At 62.1% G+C, this 15,702-nt stretch carries 16 protein-coding genes; 2 read left to right on the forward strand and 14 right to left on the reverse strand.

What is annotated here, in order from left to right; genetic code table 11:
- Positions 1 to 3: 3 nt before the first annotated feature.
- The 9 genes from RQH14_RS18835 to RQH14_RS18875 form a co-directional block, all read right to left on the reverse strand.
- Positions 4 to 1,383, reverse strand: a complete 1,380-nt coding sequence (locus RQH14_RS18835; RefSeq protein WP_311214657.1) for an MBL fold metallo-hydrolase — start codon at positions 1,381 to 1,383, stop codon at positions 4 to 6.
- Between the two features lie 114 nt (positions 1,384 to 1,497).
- The gene (locus RQH14_RS18840; protein ID WP_311214658.1) at positions 1,498 to 1,968 is read right to left on the reverse strand and encodes a hypothetical protein; all 471 of its coding nucleotides are present in this window, start codon (positions 1,966 to 1,968) and stop codon (positions 1,498 to 1,500) included.
- 41 nt (positions 1,969 to 2,009) lie between these two features.
- Positions 2,010 to 2,624 carry a hypothetical protein gene (locus RQH14_RS18845; protein ID WP_311214659.1) on the reverse strand — a complete coding sequence of 205 codons (615 nt, stop codon included), beginning with the start codon at positions 2,622 to 2,624 and terminating at the stop codon, positions 2,010 to 2,012.
- Positions 2,625 to 2,677: 53 nt separating this feature from the next.
- Positions 2,678 to 3,064, reverse strand: a complete 387-nt coding sequence (locus tag RQH14_RS18850) for a hypothetical protein (RefSeq protein ID WP_311214660.1) — start codon at positions 3,062 to 3,064, stop codon at positions 2,678 to 2,680.
- Between the two features lie 447 nt (positions 3,065 to 3,511).
- Complete coding sequence (locus RQH14_RS18855; protein WP_311214661.1) at positions 3,512 to 4,978, reverse strand: FAD-dependent oxidoreductase; 1,467 nt, start codon at positions 4,976 to 4,978, stop codon at positions 3,512 to 3,514.
- Positions 4,979 to 4,998: 20 nt separating this feature from the next.
- Positions 4,999 to 6,276 carry a uroporphyrinogen-III C-methyltransferase gene (gene cobA / locus RQH14_RS18860; RefSeq protein ID WP_311214662.1) on the reverse strand — a complete coding sequence of 426 codons (1,278 nt, stop codon included), beginning with the start codon at positions 6,274 to 6,276 and terminating at the stop codon, positions 4,999 to 5,001.
- 124 nt (positions 6,277 to 6,400) lie between these two features.
- The gene (locus RQH14_RS18865) at positions 6,401 to 7,192 is read right to left on the reverse strand and encodes a DNA alkylation repair protein (RefSeq protein WP_311214663.1); all 792 of its coding nucleotides are present in this window, start codon (positions 7,190 to 7,192) and stop codon (positions 6,401 to 6,403) included.
- A 15-nt stretch (positions 7,193 to 7,207) separates the two neighbouring features.
- Positions 7,208 to 8,119, reverse strand: coding sequence for a glutaminase (locus tag RQH14_RS18870; RefSeq protein ID WP_311214664.1), 912 nt, complete (start codon positions 8,117 to 8,119; stop codon positions 7,208 to 7,210).
- Positions 8,120 to 8,222: 103 nt separating this feature from the next.
- Entirely contained in the window at positions 8,223 to 9,266 is a 1,044-nt protein-coding gene (locus tag RQH14_RS18875; RefSeq protein ID WP_311214665.1) for an LLM class flavin-dependent oxidoreductase, read from the reverse strand.
- Positions 9,267 to 9,448: 182 nt separating this feature from the next.
- Here RQH14_RS18875 and RQH14_RS23175 point away from each other — a divergent pair, with 182 nt between their 5' ends.
- The gene (locus RQH14_RS23175; RefSeq protein ID WP_396136331.1) at positions 9,449 to 9,838 is read left to right on the forward strand and encodes a DUF6153 family protein; all 390 of its coding nucleotides are present in this window, start codon (positions 9,449 to 9,451) and stop codon (positions 9,836 to 9,838) included.
- 142 nt (positions 9,839 to 9,980) lie between these two features.
- Positions 9,981 to 10,592: a DUF305 domain-containing protein gene (locus RQH14_RS18880; protein ID WP_311214666.1), complete on the forward strand. Its 612-nt coding sequence runs from the start codon at positions 9,981 to 9,983 to the stop codon at positions 10,590 to 10,592.
- A gap of 201 nt (positions 10,593 to 10,793) precedes the next feature.
- Here the strand turns inward: RQH14_RS18880 and RQH14_RS18885 are convergent, their stop codons facing one another.
- The 5 genes from RQH14_RS18885 to mmuM form a co-directional block, all read right to left on the reverse strand.
- Positions 10,794 to 11,351, reverse strand: a complete 558-nt coding sequence (locus RQH14_RS18885) for a dihydrofolate reductase family protein (RefSeq protein WP_311214667.1) — start codon at positions 11,349 to 11,351, stop codon at positions 10,794 to 10,796.
- Positions 11,352 to 11,594: 243 nt separating this feature from the next.
- Positions 11,595 to 12,539, reverse strand: coding sequence for an ABC transporter permease (locus tag RQH14_RS18890; protein WP_311214668.1), 945 nt, complete (start codon positions 12,537 to 12,539; stop codon positions 11,595 to 11,597).
- Positions 12,529 to 13,260 carry an ABC transporter ATP-binding protein gene (locus tag RQH14_RS18895; RefSeq protein WP_311214669.1) on the reverse strand — a complete coding sequence of 244 codons (732 nt, stop codon included), beginning with the start codon at positions 13,258 to 13,260 and terminating at the stop codon, positions 12,529 to 12,531. The genes RQH14_RS18890 and RQH14_RS18895 overlap by 11 nt, the downstream gene beginning before the upstream one ends.
- Before the next feature lie 99 nt (positions 13,261 to 13,359).
- Complete coding sequence (locus RQH14_RS18900; RefSeq protein ID WP_311214670.1) at positions 13,360 to 14,511, reverse strand: ABC transporter substrate-binding protein; 1,152 nt, start codon at positions 14,509 to 14,511, stop codon at positions 13,360 to 13,362.
- 155 nt (positions 14,512 to 14,666) lie between these two features.
- Positions 14,667 to 15,620, reverse strand: coding sequence for a homocysteine S-methyltransferase (mmuM, locus tag RQH14_RS18905; protein ID WP_311214671.1), 954 nt, complete (start codon positions 15,618 to 15,620; stop codon positions 14,667 to 14,669).
- Between the last annotated feature and the right edge of the window lie 82 nt (positions 15,621 to 15,702).

The following is a 15,702-nucleotide window of genomic DNA, read 5'->3' on the forward strand; positions in this document are numbered from 1 at the left end:
TTTTTACGGGCTCGTTTCGACGCCCGCCCCGGCCGCATCCTTGAACCTCGCGTTGATGAGCACAACGTCGCGCCCGGCCCGATCCAGCAGGCTCGCGGCAACACTCGCGCGGTATCCCGTGGCACAGTGCACCCAGATCCGGGCCTCCGGTAACTCCGTGATCTTCCCCGGGAGCTCGTAGACCGGGATGTTCCGCGCACCCGCCACGTGCGAGGCCTCAAACTCGTCCGGACGGCGAACATCCAGGACCACGTCCCCCGGCTGCTGCTCTCTCATCAGCAACGTCCAGTCCCCGTGCGGGTATCTCGCCCGGGGAGACTCCGGTGCCAGGGCACCGATGTCCAGACCCGTTGAGTCAGGCCCGACGGCGGCATCCGGGTTGTCGATGCCGATCCTCGCCAGGTCTCGGATCGCCTGATCAACCTTGCCGCGTGGGCCCAGCAACGTGAGCGGCTGGTTCCACGGAATCACCCAGCCGAGGTAACTGGTGAAGTTGTCCCCGCGTCCGTATTCGAAGCTCACGCTGCCTTGAAGGTGGGTATCAGCGAAGGCAACCCGATGGCGCAGATCCACCACCCACTCTCCTGCCCTCAACCGCCGGCTCAGCTCCGCAGGGTCAACGGAGTCAGGAACTGTCAGGTCCGGCCGGCCAGGTCCAGCCGCATTCAGTGGGCTCATATGGGCGTAGTAGGCAGGATAGGCGGAGATATTCTCCAGCAACTCTGCAACGAAGTGGTCCTCGTGGGGATCCGTCAGGGCGTGGTTGGACCTGGCTTGCGCGCCCATCGTGGACGATTCCTGGCGGCTCGCGGGACCTATGGAACAGAACGAACCAAATCCATGGGTCGGGTACAGCGCGGCCTCCGGACGGGCTGCATCCGCCAGGCGGCGCACGGACAAATACTGGTCATGGGCCAGCTTGGCGGTGTCGTGCGGCGAGACGAGGTCCGTCCGCCCCACTGAACCGTAAAGCAAACTTCCGCCGGAAAAGACAGCCTCAGGGCCGCCGTCGTGCGCGTCATCCCGCACCACATAGGAAAGGTGCGTGTGCGTGTGGCCCGGGGTCGCAACTACCGAGACCGTGAGCCGGCCGACGCGCAGGACCTGGCCGTCAGTGACCGGGACGCGGGAGAAAGAGACGTGATCGTCGGCGTTCACCAGATATGCGGCACCGTGCTTCTCCGCCAGGATCAGCCCGCCGGTGACGTAGTCGTTGTGGAGGTGCGTCTCGGCCACGTGCGTAATTTGCACGCCGGCGTCCAAGGCTGCGGCTTCAACCCGGTCAATGTCCCGTTGGGGGTCGACCACCAACGCAACAGTGCCGTCATGCACCAAGTAGCTGCGGTCGCCCAGCTGGGGAGTTTCGATGACCAGGACGTCCATGCTTCAGGGTACCGCCAGTTGAAAAGGACAAGGTGAGAGGTGCCGGGCCAACACTCCGGATCCATCCACTGTGGGGATCCGACTATATTAATCCCGTTCGACCCGGGACCTCTCCTACGGTTGTGGATCCAACCGCTCTCCACGCTCGGCATGTGCTCGGTTCGGCAACCGGTTCCTTGAATTTGCGATGTTCCAGGAAATGAGGATACCGAGAACAGTTGCAGATGCTACTGAGAATGCCCCCTCGACCAGCCACTGCAGCACAATTGTGTTTGTACGCTGGCCCAGCTCAGTTTCTGGTTGCCCGATGATGATCGCGATGATCATCGTCGTGGCCAAGGTCAGTGTTGCGCCCCAAAGTGGTGCCACAGAACCATTCGATTTTTGAGGCGAGAAACGGTCGCGGAAAACCCAGCCTATGACTGCACTGAGAATCACCATTGCAAGATGGCATTCCCACGCGACCCTCGGGACGATGGCTTGAACAGGGTTCCCGAGAAAATCCGTAATGATCCCGTCGTGGGCGCTTCGGATTTGGATCATGAGGAATCCAAGAACAAATATCCAAGCAACTGTAACCGTCATTGATGCGAACGTTCGAATAACACTGGTGTTGGGCACGTTGCCTAGTCCAGTCGATTAAGAACGAACGCACGCGGTGATGTGCTTCGCGGCAGTTCGACCGTGGCAGGCAAGTCATCGGGGCCTTCAACTATGAGTAGGCTGCTTGCCCGGCTACTCATGACCGAATCTGCCCGTAGGGACTTCGCTGTGGGGTTGGCTTCCAGTTCGACATCAGAAGGAACCAGATAGGCGGTAACTCCCTTCGCGTTAGCGGCTGACTGATCGCCCCAGATATGAAGCGAAAGACCGTTCTCATTGAACTGCTCCCGCGTCATGCAAGCCGTTGCGATGTTTCCTGCCGGAGCATCGAGGGACACGACCAGGCAGACTTCTGACCGGTCGGAGCTCACAGCCGTGTAGTACGACGCGCTCGTTGTCTTCTTTAGCAGGCGCACGGAATCCGTCGCCAAGTCCGACACGGCGTGGCTCGCTGCTACAGCTGAAGGCGGCAGATCTTTTGACTGCTGTTCTTGGCCTAACGCAGGGACCAAAGCGTCCGGAGCCAGCGAGCCCTCTTTGGTGGCAAGGGCCGGTGACGCGAAGATGGCCAACGCCAAGCTGGAGATCGCGAGTGTGGCAGCGGCGGTCGATTTTAAGCGCTTTGATGGAATGGTCATTTACTACTCCTGAAGGAAGAGGGTCGAAAGCCGGGCCTGAAGTGCAAGTGGGTCTACTGTCGCGACCTGGCACAGTCAACCCCTGTGGTCCCTGGAATTTGAATCCCATAGCCCCACCAGCAGTCGCCGTGAGTCAACGAGGCAGGCAGGTGTGTAAAACGGACGCGGGCATGGTTTGGTATGTCAATACCGCCATAGACATAACCGCTGTTATCTCCGCGGGTTCGGATGTACAACTTGCCGCCAAAGGTGGAGTTCATGAATCCCTCACCGCCGACATTCGTGCCGCCGTATCCGCTTTCTGCATGCTGCCCTTGCACCATTGGTTTCTGATAAGCGTAGTAGATGTCCGACGCCCCATGGGCCGTAGCGGGAATTCCAAACGATATCACCGCCGCCATTGTCACAACTCCAGCGGCTTTGAGGTTTCCAATCTTCATTACTCCCCCTCACAAAACGGAGACAACACTGTCTCCTTTGTGAGTGAATAATTGCATCTCTTTGATCATCGAGCCATTTAATTGTTTTCGGGTCAGTAATAATCGTGAAATCGGCGAAATGTTCAATTTTCAGCGTCACGAATGAGCAAATATCGTTTCGCGCGCTGCGATCTGGGTGCTGCTTGGTGTGGCGGCACTGATCTTGGCAACCTTGTCTAATCCGTACAGAGAAGACCCAGCCTGGATGGTCCAAGCTGGGTCTTCGATTGGTGCTGAACTGATTTGTAGGCGAAGTGACCGCATCCTTGAACGGTCACTTCGCGTTGCTCCTCGGATAACGAACTACTTCCCTGCATAAAACTGCTCCCCGAAAGTCAGAACTGATTTCTCAGTCCAACTCTCGGGGAGCAGTTCAAGGGGTGACCCGCGTCGCTCTATCTATGGAGGCTAGACCTGTGCGGCTACGCCATCACGGGAGATGTTGACCATGTCCTCGCGCGGCACTACCTTGATGCGCTCACGCTTGACCTCAACACCGTGGGAGGTGCCGGCCTCAGTGGCTGCTGCGCCGAGAGCGAGCTCGTGGGCGTCCAGTGCCAGCCAGCCTTCCCAACTGGTGAACTTCACGCCGCGGGCATCGAGGAGATCCACCACGGCGTCTGCTGCAGGAGCCTCGGCAACCGGAAGGTTTTCACGGTCTTCCAGCAGGTACGTGACGGTTTCCAAGGCGTCGCCCTTGGTGTGGCCGATGAGGCCCACCGGGCCGCGCTTGATCCAGCCCGTTGCGTAGAGACCCGGTACGTGCTGGCCGTCGGCGTCCAGGACGCGACCGCCGTCGTTGGTAACGACGCCCTTCTTGTGGTCGAATTCGACGTCCGGCAGGGCCGAACCGAAGTAACCGATGGAGCGGTATACAGCCTGGACCGGGTAATCGATGAACTCGCCGGTGCCGCGGGCGTTGCCCGTGCCGTCCAGCTCGGTGCGCTCGAACTTGATGCCGGCAACCTTGCCCGGAGTTTCCGGGGAGTCCACGATCTCCACCGGGCTGTGCAGGAAGTGCAGGTGCAGGCGGCGGGAGGCCGTGAGCTCGGAGAGGTCCTCGGGCTGCTCGGCGATCCAGTTTGTCAGTGTGCCAACCATGGTCTTGGTCTGGTTGTTGGTCTGGACCTGGCGGTCGGACTCTTCGTCGAATTCGAAGTCTTCGGCGTAGAGGATGATGTCCACGTCCTTGGAGTGCGAGAGCTCGCGGAGTTCCAGCGGGGTGAACTTCACCTGTGCCGGGCCACGGCGGCCGAAGACGTGGACGTCGGTGACCGGGGAGTTCTTCAGGCCGGCGTAAACGTTGTCCGGGATTTCGGTGACCAGGAGGTCATCGGCGTGCTTTGAAAGCACGCGGGCCACGTCCAGGGCTACGTTGCCGTTGCCGAGGACAGCGATTTCCTTGGCATCCAGCGGCCATTCGCGGGAAACGTCCGGGTGGCCGTCGTACCAAGAGACGAAGTCGGCGCCGCCGAAGGAGCCTTCGAGTTCGATTCCCGGGATGTTCAGGTCCGCGTCCTTGATGGCGCCAGTGGCGAAGATGACGGCGTCGTAGTGCTTCCGGAGGTCCTCGATGGAGATGTCCGTACCGTAGTCCACGTTGCCGAAGAAGCGGATATCGCCGCGGTCCAGCACCTTGTGAAGGGCATTGACGATGCCCTTGATGCGGGGGTGGTCCGGTGCCACGCCGTAACGGATCAGGCCATACGGTGCCGGGTAACGGTCGAAGAGGTCGATGCTGACGTTGAGTTCGCCACTCTTGACGGCCTCGCTCTTGGTCAGGATGTCCGCTGCGTACACGCCGGCCGGGCCGGAGCCGATCACGGCGATGCGAAGCGGACGGTCCGCAGAACCTACGGGGGTGCTAATTGACACGGCTGTGTTCCTTCTTCTTCTCAGTTACTGCGGACGCGGGGACGATTTGGGGTAATAGTGCTGTAGTCAGCGGTCTTGAAGTGCTGCGGTGCAAAGGGGCTGACACGGACAACATCGCCGATCACAATGACCGCTGGGTTGGCCACGCCGACGGCTTCCGCCTGGTCCGCGATGGTACCCAGAGTGCCGATGGTGACGCGTTGGTCCGGCAAATACCCGTTCTCTACGATACCTACTGGTGTGTCCAAAGGCAGACCCGAGCCTGCCAGCGCAGCCGCGGAATCCCGCAATTGCGCTACGCCCATGAGCAACACCACAGTGTGATCGGGGCGTGCGGGGACTTCGGACAGCTCTTCGTGGCCGGTCACCACGCTGAAGCCCTTGGCCAAGCCACGGTGCGTCACGGGAATACCGGCAGCGGCCGGAACGGAAATCGCCGACGTCACGCCGGAGACTACTTCAACCTCGACGCCGTTCTGCCGGCAGAACTCCGCTTCCTCGCCGCCGCGGCCCAGGACATACGGGTCGCCGCCTTTGAGGCGGACCACGCGGTTGCCCTGGAGCGCTTCGTCCACGAGGATCCGGTTGATCTCCACTTGCGGCACGGGGTGGTGGCCGGGCGTCTTGCCTACCTCGATCACGCGGACGTCCGGGGCCAGTTCCTTGAGCAGCTCGCGCGGGCCAAGACGGTCAGCGACCACGACGTCGGCCTGGCCCAGCAGGCGCCGGCCGCGGACGGTGATGAGTCCCGAGTCGCCAGGTCCGCCGCCTACCAAGGCCACCGAACCAGCAGGCGTCTTTCCGGCTGCGTCCGGCTTGCGGTGGCGTCGCAGCGGAAGGTCACCCGTTTCCAGGGCAGTGGCAACAGCATTGCGGAGGGCCATGGCACGGCGCGGGTCCCCCCCGGCGTTGATGGCGATCTTGACGTCATCAACCACGGCAACGGCCGGTGTCCACGCTGCTGATGCTTCGTGGTCCGAGGCGTTGACGCACCAGAGGCGCTGCGCCTCGGCGTCGGCCGATACCTGGGTGTCCACAGCGGCAGTGCCAGTAGCGGTCTGAACGAACCAGACGCCGTCGAGGTCTGACGTGCGGTACTCGCGCGGCTCCCAAGTGAGGAGGCCGGAAGCAGCGAGTCCGCGAAGGTTTTCGGTGGCAACGGGCGCGACCACGGTGACTTTCGCACCGGCGTCGAGCAGTCCCTTGGCACGGCGTTCCGCGACAGGGCCGCCGCCCACCACCAGCACCGGGCGGCCGAGCAGCCGCAGCGCGGTGGGGTAAATGTCCTGTATTGCCATGAAAAAACTGTAGGGCGGCTCCGTAACATGCTTCAAAGGCTCAGAAACACCCGGTAACGCTGGGTAATCCAACGTCATATACAGTGGCTGCTCACTGCCGACGTTGGGCCTGATTTTGCGCGGATCAGTTAGGGGAAACCCTGTCTTTGAGCGTCAGGTAATGGGCCCGCTGTTCCTTGCCCAGATGCTCAATCGCGTAACGAAGCGCCGTCCGCGGCATGGTGGCGGCGTGTTCGTCCAGGAAGGCGAGAAGCCGTTCGCGGCTGCTGCGGCCGGCATCACGGACCCAACCACCTACAGCTTTCTGGATGAGGTCCTCTTTGTCATGAAGGAGGATCTCGGCGATGGCGAAAGTGTCATCCAATTGGCCTTCGCGGATGAATGCCGACGTGGCAACAATGGCGGTCCGGCGCTCCCACATGCTCTCTGAGCGGGCCAGTTCGTACAGGGGGTCGCGCGGCTTATCCATGAGCCAACCGCCCACCACACGCCCGGCTCCCAAGTCCACCAGGTCCCAATTGTTGATGCGGTCGTGCCTGCGGAGATACAGCTCGTAGAGGCGTTGGCGCCTATCGTTGGTGGTCTTCTTCTTCTGAGCCTGCAAGGACATGATCTTCACGGCACCCGCCCGGGCCTCGTGGATGTCCTTCTCCAGCAGCGTCTCTAGATCGTCCAAAGTCATGGCCGCGAATTCCTTGGCCAGCGTGAAAACCTCGCCCATCCGGACGCCAAGGAAGAAGTCCCCCTCGGCGTAATCACCCTTGCCGGTCTTGAAATACCGCTGGTACTTTGCCTGCTCCACCGCGGACTGCCGGATTTCCAGGCGCTCCAAAAACGCGACGGCGGTGGGTTGGGTTCCCGGCGCCGGCGCCGCAGGCTTGCGGTTCTTGGGGGCCTTTCCGTCTTTGGGGGTCATGTCTCCATCATGCGCCTAAAAGACCGACCAGCCAGTACGCGTGGTGAATTCGTCCAGTGCTGCGACACCCGCCACCGAGTTCCCGGACCTTCCCAGGCCAGGGCTCCACACGCTGATGGAGCACTTGTTCGGAACCACGGCCACAATGCCGCCGCCCACGCCGCTCTTGCCCGGAAGGCCCACACGGTACGCGAATTCGCCCGCAGCGTCATACGTTCCACACGTGAGCATGACCGCGTTGATCCTCTTGGTCTGCGCCGGTGACAACAGCAGGGTCCCGTCTGCGCCCAGGCCGTTGGAGGCGAGGAACCGGGTTGCTAGCGCAAGGTCCTCACATGTCATGGCCAACGCGCATTGCTTCGCATAGGAGTCCAGGACGTCGTCCACCGGGTTCTCCAAGTTGCCGCAGCTTGCCAGGAAGTGGGCCAGCGAGGCGTTGCGGTGTCCGTTGGCCAGTTCGGAGCCAGCCACGTGGTGATCAGTGTCAACGCTTCGGTTGCCTGTCTCTTGCCGCATCAAGTCCCTGACGGAGTGCGCGGCGCTACCCGTCAGGCTGAGGAGCCTGTCCGTCACAACAATTGCACCGGCATTGATGAAAGGGTTCCGGGGAATGCCCTCCTCGCTTTCCAACTGGACCAAGGAATTGAAGGGGTTACCCGAGGGCTCCCGGAACACCCGCTTCCAGATGCGGTCGCCGTCAGAAGCCAGCACCAAGGCGAGGGCGAAGACTTTGGAGATGCTCTGAATGGAGAACTCCACGTGGGCATCTCCGGCCGAGAATACTTCCCCGTCCCGGGTGACTACGGAGATTCCGAACTGGTTCGGGTCCACTGCCCCGAGCTGGGGAATATAATCAGCCACGTTGCCTTGGCCGACATGCGGCTGCACGGCCCCGACGATGTCGTCGAGGAGATTCTGAATGTCCATGGGGCAACCTTTGCTTTCTGTGTAGTCCCCTCGTCGTTGAAGGGACTGACACGTGCTCCTGTGTTGTTGGCGCAGTAATGCACAGCCAGCAACACTACCGGGCCTACACCCCTTGGTTTGCCCTCCACCCGAAGGCTGGTGCAATGTGCTTTGCCACGTTCCCCAGCAGCTTGGCGTTGTACTCCACGCCCAGTTGGTTGGGCACCGTGAGCAGGACAGTGTCCGCTGCTTGGACCGCAGCATCCTTGGCCAGCTCCTCAGCCAACTGATCCGGCTCCCCGATGTAGCTCTTACCGAAACGGGACAACGCGCCGTCGAGGACGCCCACCTGGTCCTGGCTGTCTGCCTGGGCGCGGAGGCCGAAGTAGTGGTTGTCTATCTCGTCCACAATCGGGATCACGCTGCGGCTGACGGAGATCCTCGGCTCAAAGTCGTGCCCGGCTGCCGCCCATGCTTCGCGGAACATATGGATCTGTTCGGCCTGCAGCTCATCGAACGGCAGGCCTGTGTCCTCGGTGAGGAGCGTGGAGCTCATAAGGTTCATGCCTTGTTCCGCTGCCCACACGGCGGTTTTCCGGGTGCCGGCTCCCCACCAAATTCTTTGCGGGAGGCCGGGTGACTGAGGCTGGATGGGCAGCAGACCCGTCGCCCCACCCGCGTAGTGCGGATCTGCCTCGGCCACGCCATGCCCGGCGATGGCTTTCCGGAACAGTGCGGTGTGACGGCGTGCCATGTCGCCGCCGTCCTCGCCGTCTGCAGGGACGTAGCCGAAGTTTGCGGCACCGTTCCGTGCTGGCTCGGGTGAACCACGGCTCACACCGAGCTGCAGTCTGCCATCACTGATGAGGTCCGTGGCAGCGGCTTCCTCGGCCATGTAAAGGGGGTTCTCGTAGCGCATGTCGATCACGCCTGTACCCATTTCGATCCGGCTGGTCCTCGCTGCGATCGCGCTCAGGAGTGGGAAGGGAGAGGCCTGCTGCCGGGCGAAGTGATGGACCCGGAAGAAGGCGCCGTCCATGCCCAGTTCCTCCGCAGCAACAGCGAGTTCAATCCCCTGTTTCAGGGCCTCGCCGGCCGTGGGAACCAGCGATCCTGGTACGCGGGCCCAGTGGCCGAAGGACAGGAAGCCGATCCGTTTTTTGTGCATGTTGAGAACAACCCCGCGAGAGGGACGGGAATTCCACATACGCGGATTCCTCATTGGATTCCATACCCTGCAGGGGTATGGTTTTGTAAGTGTACCCCCAGCGTATAGTCGGCGGAAGGAGGCCCAAAGTGAGCAAATCAGCATTTCCACTGCCCCTTCGTAGGGCTTCCCTGTTCCTGCTGGTGCTGGGCGTCATTGCTGGAATTTTCGGCATGCACGTAGTGATGGGTTCCCATACGACACATTCGGCTCCCGCTACTCAGGCGTCAACGCTGCACAGTGAGCATCACGGGCATTCAACAGCCGGATCCCAGTCCGCCAGCACTCACCACCACCCGCTGTCCTCCAGCATCGAAGCAGAGTCCTGCTCCACGGGTAGCTGCTCATGTGCAGAATCAACCGCTGAACACTGCATCCCGTCATTGAAGACAGGTTCCCTGCTCGCTCCGCTTCCGGGCAGCGGAGTTGGGGGCCTGGCTGATGGTCTGTGGGCCACAGTTGAAGCACCGCGAACGTGGACCTATACCCCGCCCAGGCCTTCCCTGAGTCAACTTTCGATCAGTAGAACGTAAGCATTTTGCCTTGGCGGCCCCAATTTTGCCGCCTATGCAGTGCCTCGTATCCCTCCACTCGGGCTCTCGAGGCCACCATCATGCTTATCACCAGGATGGCTCGCGCCCCGGGCCGCCCCACAATCGAAAGACCACAACCCTGATGAACAAAACCCAGCTCACCCTTAGCGCCGCCGCTTTTGCGGGGCTCCTTGCCGTAACCGGCTGTGCTTCTCCCGCAAACCCTGGCTCCATGCCGGGAATGGACCACGGAAACTCCGGCACCAGCGCGCCCTCCAACATCACTTCTGCAGACCACAACGCTGCTGACGCCATGTTCGCCCAAGTGATGATTCCCCATCACGCCCAAGCCGTGGAGATGTCCGACGCCATGCTCACCAAGGCTGACATCCCCACCGCGGTGACCCAGTTAGCCGTAAAGATCAAAGCAGCTCAGGCACCCGAAATCGAGAAGATGACGGGCTGGCTCAAGGGCTGGAGCATGCCAGTGATGGGGTCCTCCGGGCACAGCGGTCACAGCATGGACGGCATGCTGACCGACGACGATCTCAAGAAACTCAGCGAAGCCAAGGGCACAGAGGCTGCCAAGCTCTTCCTGACCCAGATGATCGCGCACCACGAAGGCGCGGTCACCATGGCAAAGACTGAGATCACCCAGGGCAGTAACCCCGAAGCCGTCCAACTCAGCAAGGACATCGTCACTTCCCAGGAAGCGGAGATTCAGGAAATGCGGGATCTCCTGGCCACCCTCTAGCACTCGGGTTCAGAACAGCTAACGCACGACGGCGGCAGGTCGCCGTCGTGCGTTCGCTCACCTTTCCCCAGCGCACCGCAAGCGTTTCCGCCAATCGCGCCCATAAGCACTGGTGCGTAAGGCGCGAAAGGGAGCGAATCAGGCGCCGAAAGGGTGCCTCCGGCGGCAACGGGCGCATGAGGCAGAGTGCGTGCTCAGCCCTTAGTCAATGCGTCGATAGTGCATGGATACCACGCCGTTGCTGAGCGGCTTCGCCGAGACCAGCTCGAGGCGCCGGGTGGCGGGCAGCCCGCCCTGGTACAGGGTGGGACCGTGGCCAGCGATCATGGGGTGGACGAGGAACTTGTACTCGTCGATCAGATCCAGTCGGTCCAGTTCCGTGGCTAATTTTCCGCTGCCTATCAGCACCCCGTCGGGGGTCCGGTCCTTGAGTTCCTGCACCGCCGTGCGCAGATCTCCAACAAGGTGGTGGCTATTGGTCCAGGGGAAGTCGGTGCGCGTCGTCGAGACGACGTACTTGGGCATTGCTTCCAACGTCAGCGCCCACTCAAGCAACGCCGGCGGGGCGTCCACCTCGCCGCTTGCCACGAAAGGCCAGTAGCTCTCCATCATTTCGTAGGTTGTACGGCCCCAGAGCATTGCCCCGCTCTGCTCCAGGAGGTGGGTGAAGAGGGCATGAGTCTCGTCGTCGGCGATGCCCTCCTGGTGGTCGACGCAACCATCAAGAGTGACGTTGATGCTGAACGTTAGAAGGCCCATTCGACGATTCTAGGTGCGCGCGGAGAGCGGAGGAAGGGCGCCAGAAGCTGCCGCACCCCTTTCCGCCGATCGCCCCCGTAACCACTGGGGCGGATGGCGCGACAAGGTGCGACCCCGACGCCGATGGGGCGCGCACGGCGCAAACGGGCGCGAAACCGCGAACAAGGCCAGCCGGAGTTTTTGTACACGTAATGCCCCTAAGAAGCACTCTTAAGGGCATTACGTGTACAAAAACTCCAATGGTTAGCGGCTGCTACCGGCCAGCAAACCCCGGCGCTGGAGCAAGCGCTTCTCGATCGGCCCGAACACCAGGAGCTCGATCAAGATGCCCACGAACAGGATCAGCAGGATCGCGGACATCACGATGGTCATATCGGAGAGCAAACGGCCCTGATCCAACAATGAGCCCAGCCCGAACCCGATGGTTCCGCCGACTGCGATGATTTCCGCGGCCATCAGGGACCGCCAGGAGAAAGCCCAGCCCTGCTTCAAACCGCCGATGTAGCCCGGAAGCGCGGCGGGCAGGACAATCTGCAGCGCCATCTGGAGCCGGTTGGCACCAAGGACTGTGCCCACGCTGCGGTACTGCGGCGGGATCTGGTCCACGCCGGAAATGAGTCCGTTAATGATGGACGGGATGGCGCCCATGAACACCACGAAGTAGACGGTTGCGTCGGTCAGGCCGAACCAGATGATGGCGGCAGGAACCCACGCCACGGAGGGGAGTACCTGCAGGCCGGAGATCAGAGGTCCAAACGCACGGCGCAAGGGAGCAACCTGAGCCAGGATCAGACCCACGGGCGTTGCGATGACCACCGAAATCAGGAAGCCGATCACACCACGCTGCAGCGATGTCCACACCGCTTCCTGGACTTTGCCTTCACCCCACATCGTCACGAACTGGGTGAGGACGTCAAGGGGCCCGGGGACGAGGTCGCGCCGTTTGAATTCAAGCGAAACGTAGAACTGCCACGCGAGGATCAGGACCACCAGCGCGGCAACGGGAAGCAGCACCCGCTTCCATTCGATGCCGGTTTTGCGGCCGCTGTCCGACTGGAGGTTATCCAGGCCCGCTTCAAGGTCCCGGAGCTCCGAGGCGTTGCCCTTCAGCGACGGTGAAGTGATGTGCTCTTTGGATTCAGTCACGGGAAGGGTCCGCTCTTCGGTGGTGATGGGGTTACTTGGCATGGCGGCGGATCTCCTCGCGAAGACGGCGTGTAATGACACCGGTCAGCTCCCCGGCACGGCCGGCATCGGTACGGTGTTCCTCGGTGACGTCCCATTCGGCCACCACACGGCCGGGACGCGAGGACAACAGCAGCACGCGCTGCCCCAGTCGTACGGCTTCGCGCACGTTGTGGGTGACGAACACGATGGTCCGGCCCGTTTCCTTCCAGATGCGCTCAAGCTCGTCATGCAGAAGATCGCGGGTGATCGCATCGAGGGCAGCAAAAGGCTCATCCATCAGCAGCAGCTGCCGGTCCTGGGCCAAGGAACGGGCCAACGCGACGCGCTGCCTCATGCCGCCGGAGAGTTCGTGGGGACGCTTATCCCCCGCGCCGCCCAGGTGCACCAGTTCCAACAGCTCGGTGGCACGGGCGCGCCGGCTCGCCTTGGAGCTGGACTTGTCTGCCAACTGCAAGGCCAACTCAATGTTGCCGCGCGCGGTCAGCCACGGGAACAGGGCCGCGTCCTGGAACATGAAGGCTGCGCCGTCGCTGGGTACTTCAAGAGCGCCCGACGTCGGCGGTTCAAGTCCCGCCATGATGTTCAGCAAGGTGGACTTACCGCAGCCGGACGCACCGAGGAGGGCGACGAACTCGCCTTGAGCGATGGTGGCGTTGACGTCGTCCAGCACCGGGGCGCCGTCGCCGAAGCGCTTGCCCAGGTTCTCGAGTACGACTGGCATGGTCCCGTCCTTCGTGTTGATTGGTAGAGCTGATGTGGCCAAAGGCCGGCCCGCTCCCCCGCGTGAACCGCAAGGGGAAGCGGACCAGCCTGTTACTGCCTAGTCCTGGCCAAGGCCTGCAGCCGAGGTTTTCTTGCCTTCAACCTCGTTCAGCGTGCGGAGGTCAAAGATGCCGTTGATGTCGGCCTGCTTGGTGGTGCCGGCCTTCACACCGTCTTCGAGGAGCTTGTTGTACGTCCCGGCCAGCGGGTCGGTGGTGAACTTGATGTTCTGCAAAGCCCGTTCGATCACGTTCGCCGGAAGCGGCTTGCCTGCAGTGTCCTTGAGGACCGCGTTGATGGTGGTCGCCTTCTCCTCAGCCGAGGCGGAGTTGAGCCAGTTCACGGATTCCACGTGACCCTTCAGGAGGGCCTTCACGGTTTCCGGGTGTTCGGCGGCGAACTTCTTGTTCACGATCAGGATGGTGGTGGTGAAATCACCGTTCTCCCACAGGTCCTTCTCATCCACCAGGACCTTCGCTCCAGCTTCGAGCACCAGGCGGGAGGCCCACGGCTCAGGCAACCACGCGCCGTCGAGCTTTCCGTCTTGGAACAGCTTCAGCGACTGGGCGTTTTCGGTGGGGTTGATGTTGACGTCGCCGCTGCCATCAGTGTTGGTCTTGAATCCCTGGTCACCGAGCCAAGCGCGGAGAGCCACGTCCTGGGTGCCGCCGAGCTGCGGGGAGCTGAGGATCTTGCCCTTGAGGTCCGCTGCGGAGTTGATCTCCGGCTTGACCACCAGCTGGGCACCGCCTGCTGCTGCACCGGCGATGATGCTGATGGACTCGCCGCTGCTCTTGACGTAGGAGTTGATGGCCGGGTTCGGGCCGATGTACGTGGCGTCGATGGCGCCGGCGTTAAGGGCTTCGATCGCGGCGGGCCCTGCGTTGAAGACCTGGGTGCTGAGCTTGGTATCGCCGAGTTCCTTGGCGATCAGGCCCTTGCTGGTGCCTACCAGCGCCGGGCCGTGGGTGACGTTGCTGAAGTAGCCGAGCTTGAGCTCAGCGGCCGGCGACGTGGTGGGCGCCGGGGCAGCCTGGTTGTTCTGCGAAACAGCGGAAGCAACGGCGGCGCCTGCACCGATCAGCAGCACCAGGCCGACGGCCAGGGCGATCTCCACAGTGCGGCGGCGCTTGGGCTTGGATGCGGTCTCACCGGCGACGATGCGGGTGGTACCGGAATCAGGTTTCTGTGACTCGGGAGTGTTCGACATGAGGGTGGGTCCTTAGAAGATGTGGGATGCGAAGGGGGCGAAGATCAGGCCCCGTGACATCGCCCGTTGAGGGCAAGCAAGGACCATTCCGGAGAGGTCATGCCTTCACAGTAGGGACTGTCATATTTCGGCTTCAATCCCGTAGAAATCAAGGTTCACGCAGGTTCACGTGGCGTCATATTCGCCGCGAGGGCTTCAATGTCGCGCGGAGTTGTGCGGCAGCAGCCGCCTATGAGATGGGCGCCCCGGTCCTGCCATTCAGCTGGGTTTCCAGCCAAGGTTCCGGTGCCCTGAACGCCCTCCGACGGACCCCACGTTTTGGTCACGGCATCGTACGTTTCACCGGAATTCGGGTAAGCCACCAACGGCTTGTCGGAGGACTGCTGCAGAGTGCCCAGCGCGTCCGTCACCAGTTCCAGCGGCACACAATTAACCCCGACGGCGGCCACGCGCGGTTCCGCGCGCAGCAGCGCAGCGACGTCCGCAAGGGGCGTTCCATCACTGATGTGGCTGCTGTCCCGCAGCGTAAACGTAAACCAGGATTCGACGTCGAACTCTGCCACGAGCGCCAACAGCGCCTCCGCTTCGGCGAACGACGGCAGCGTCTCGCACGCCAGGAAATCCGCGCCGGCCTCCACCAGCGCCGCAATACGCGGGCGGTGGAAGTCCCGGAATTCCGCGGCGGAAAGCGTGTAGTCGCCGCGGTATTCGGAGCCGTCGGCAAGGTAGGCGCCGTAGGGCCCCACGGATCCGGCCACCAGCAAAGGGCCGCTCACTGAACCTTCTGCCAAGGCTTCCGCGCGGGCTTCGTCGGCCAATCGGACGCTCAACGCCACCAACTCCAACGACTCATCAACGGACAAGCCGCGCCGTGCAAAACCCTGCGGAGTGGCCTGGTAGCTGGCCGTGATGGCGACGGAGGCACCGGCGTCGAAGTAGTCGCGATGGACCTGCTTGATCAAGTGCGGCTGCTCCAGGAGGACCTTGGCGGACCACAACGAATCCTCAAGGTCGCAACCGTGGGCCTCCAATTCCGTGGCCAAAGCTCCGTCCAGGACCAGGTCCTTACCGGCGTTAAGGAGAGTGCTGAGCGTGGTGTTCTGTGGCATGGGTCCTTCCCAAAAAGAAAACCGCAGCTTGTCCGAAATTCCCGCCGTACAACGTGAGGAGTCGCGAACAAGCTGCGGTTTT

This window comes from Arthrobacter sp. WCS2018Hpa-7 (assembly GCF_031843805.1).
GTDB lineage: Bacteria > Actinomycetota > Actinomycetes > Actinomycetales > Micrococcaceae > Arthrobacter.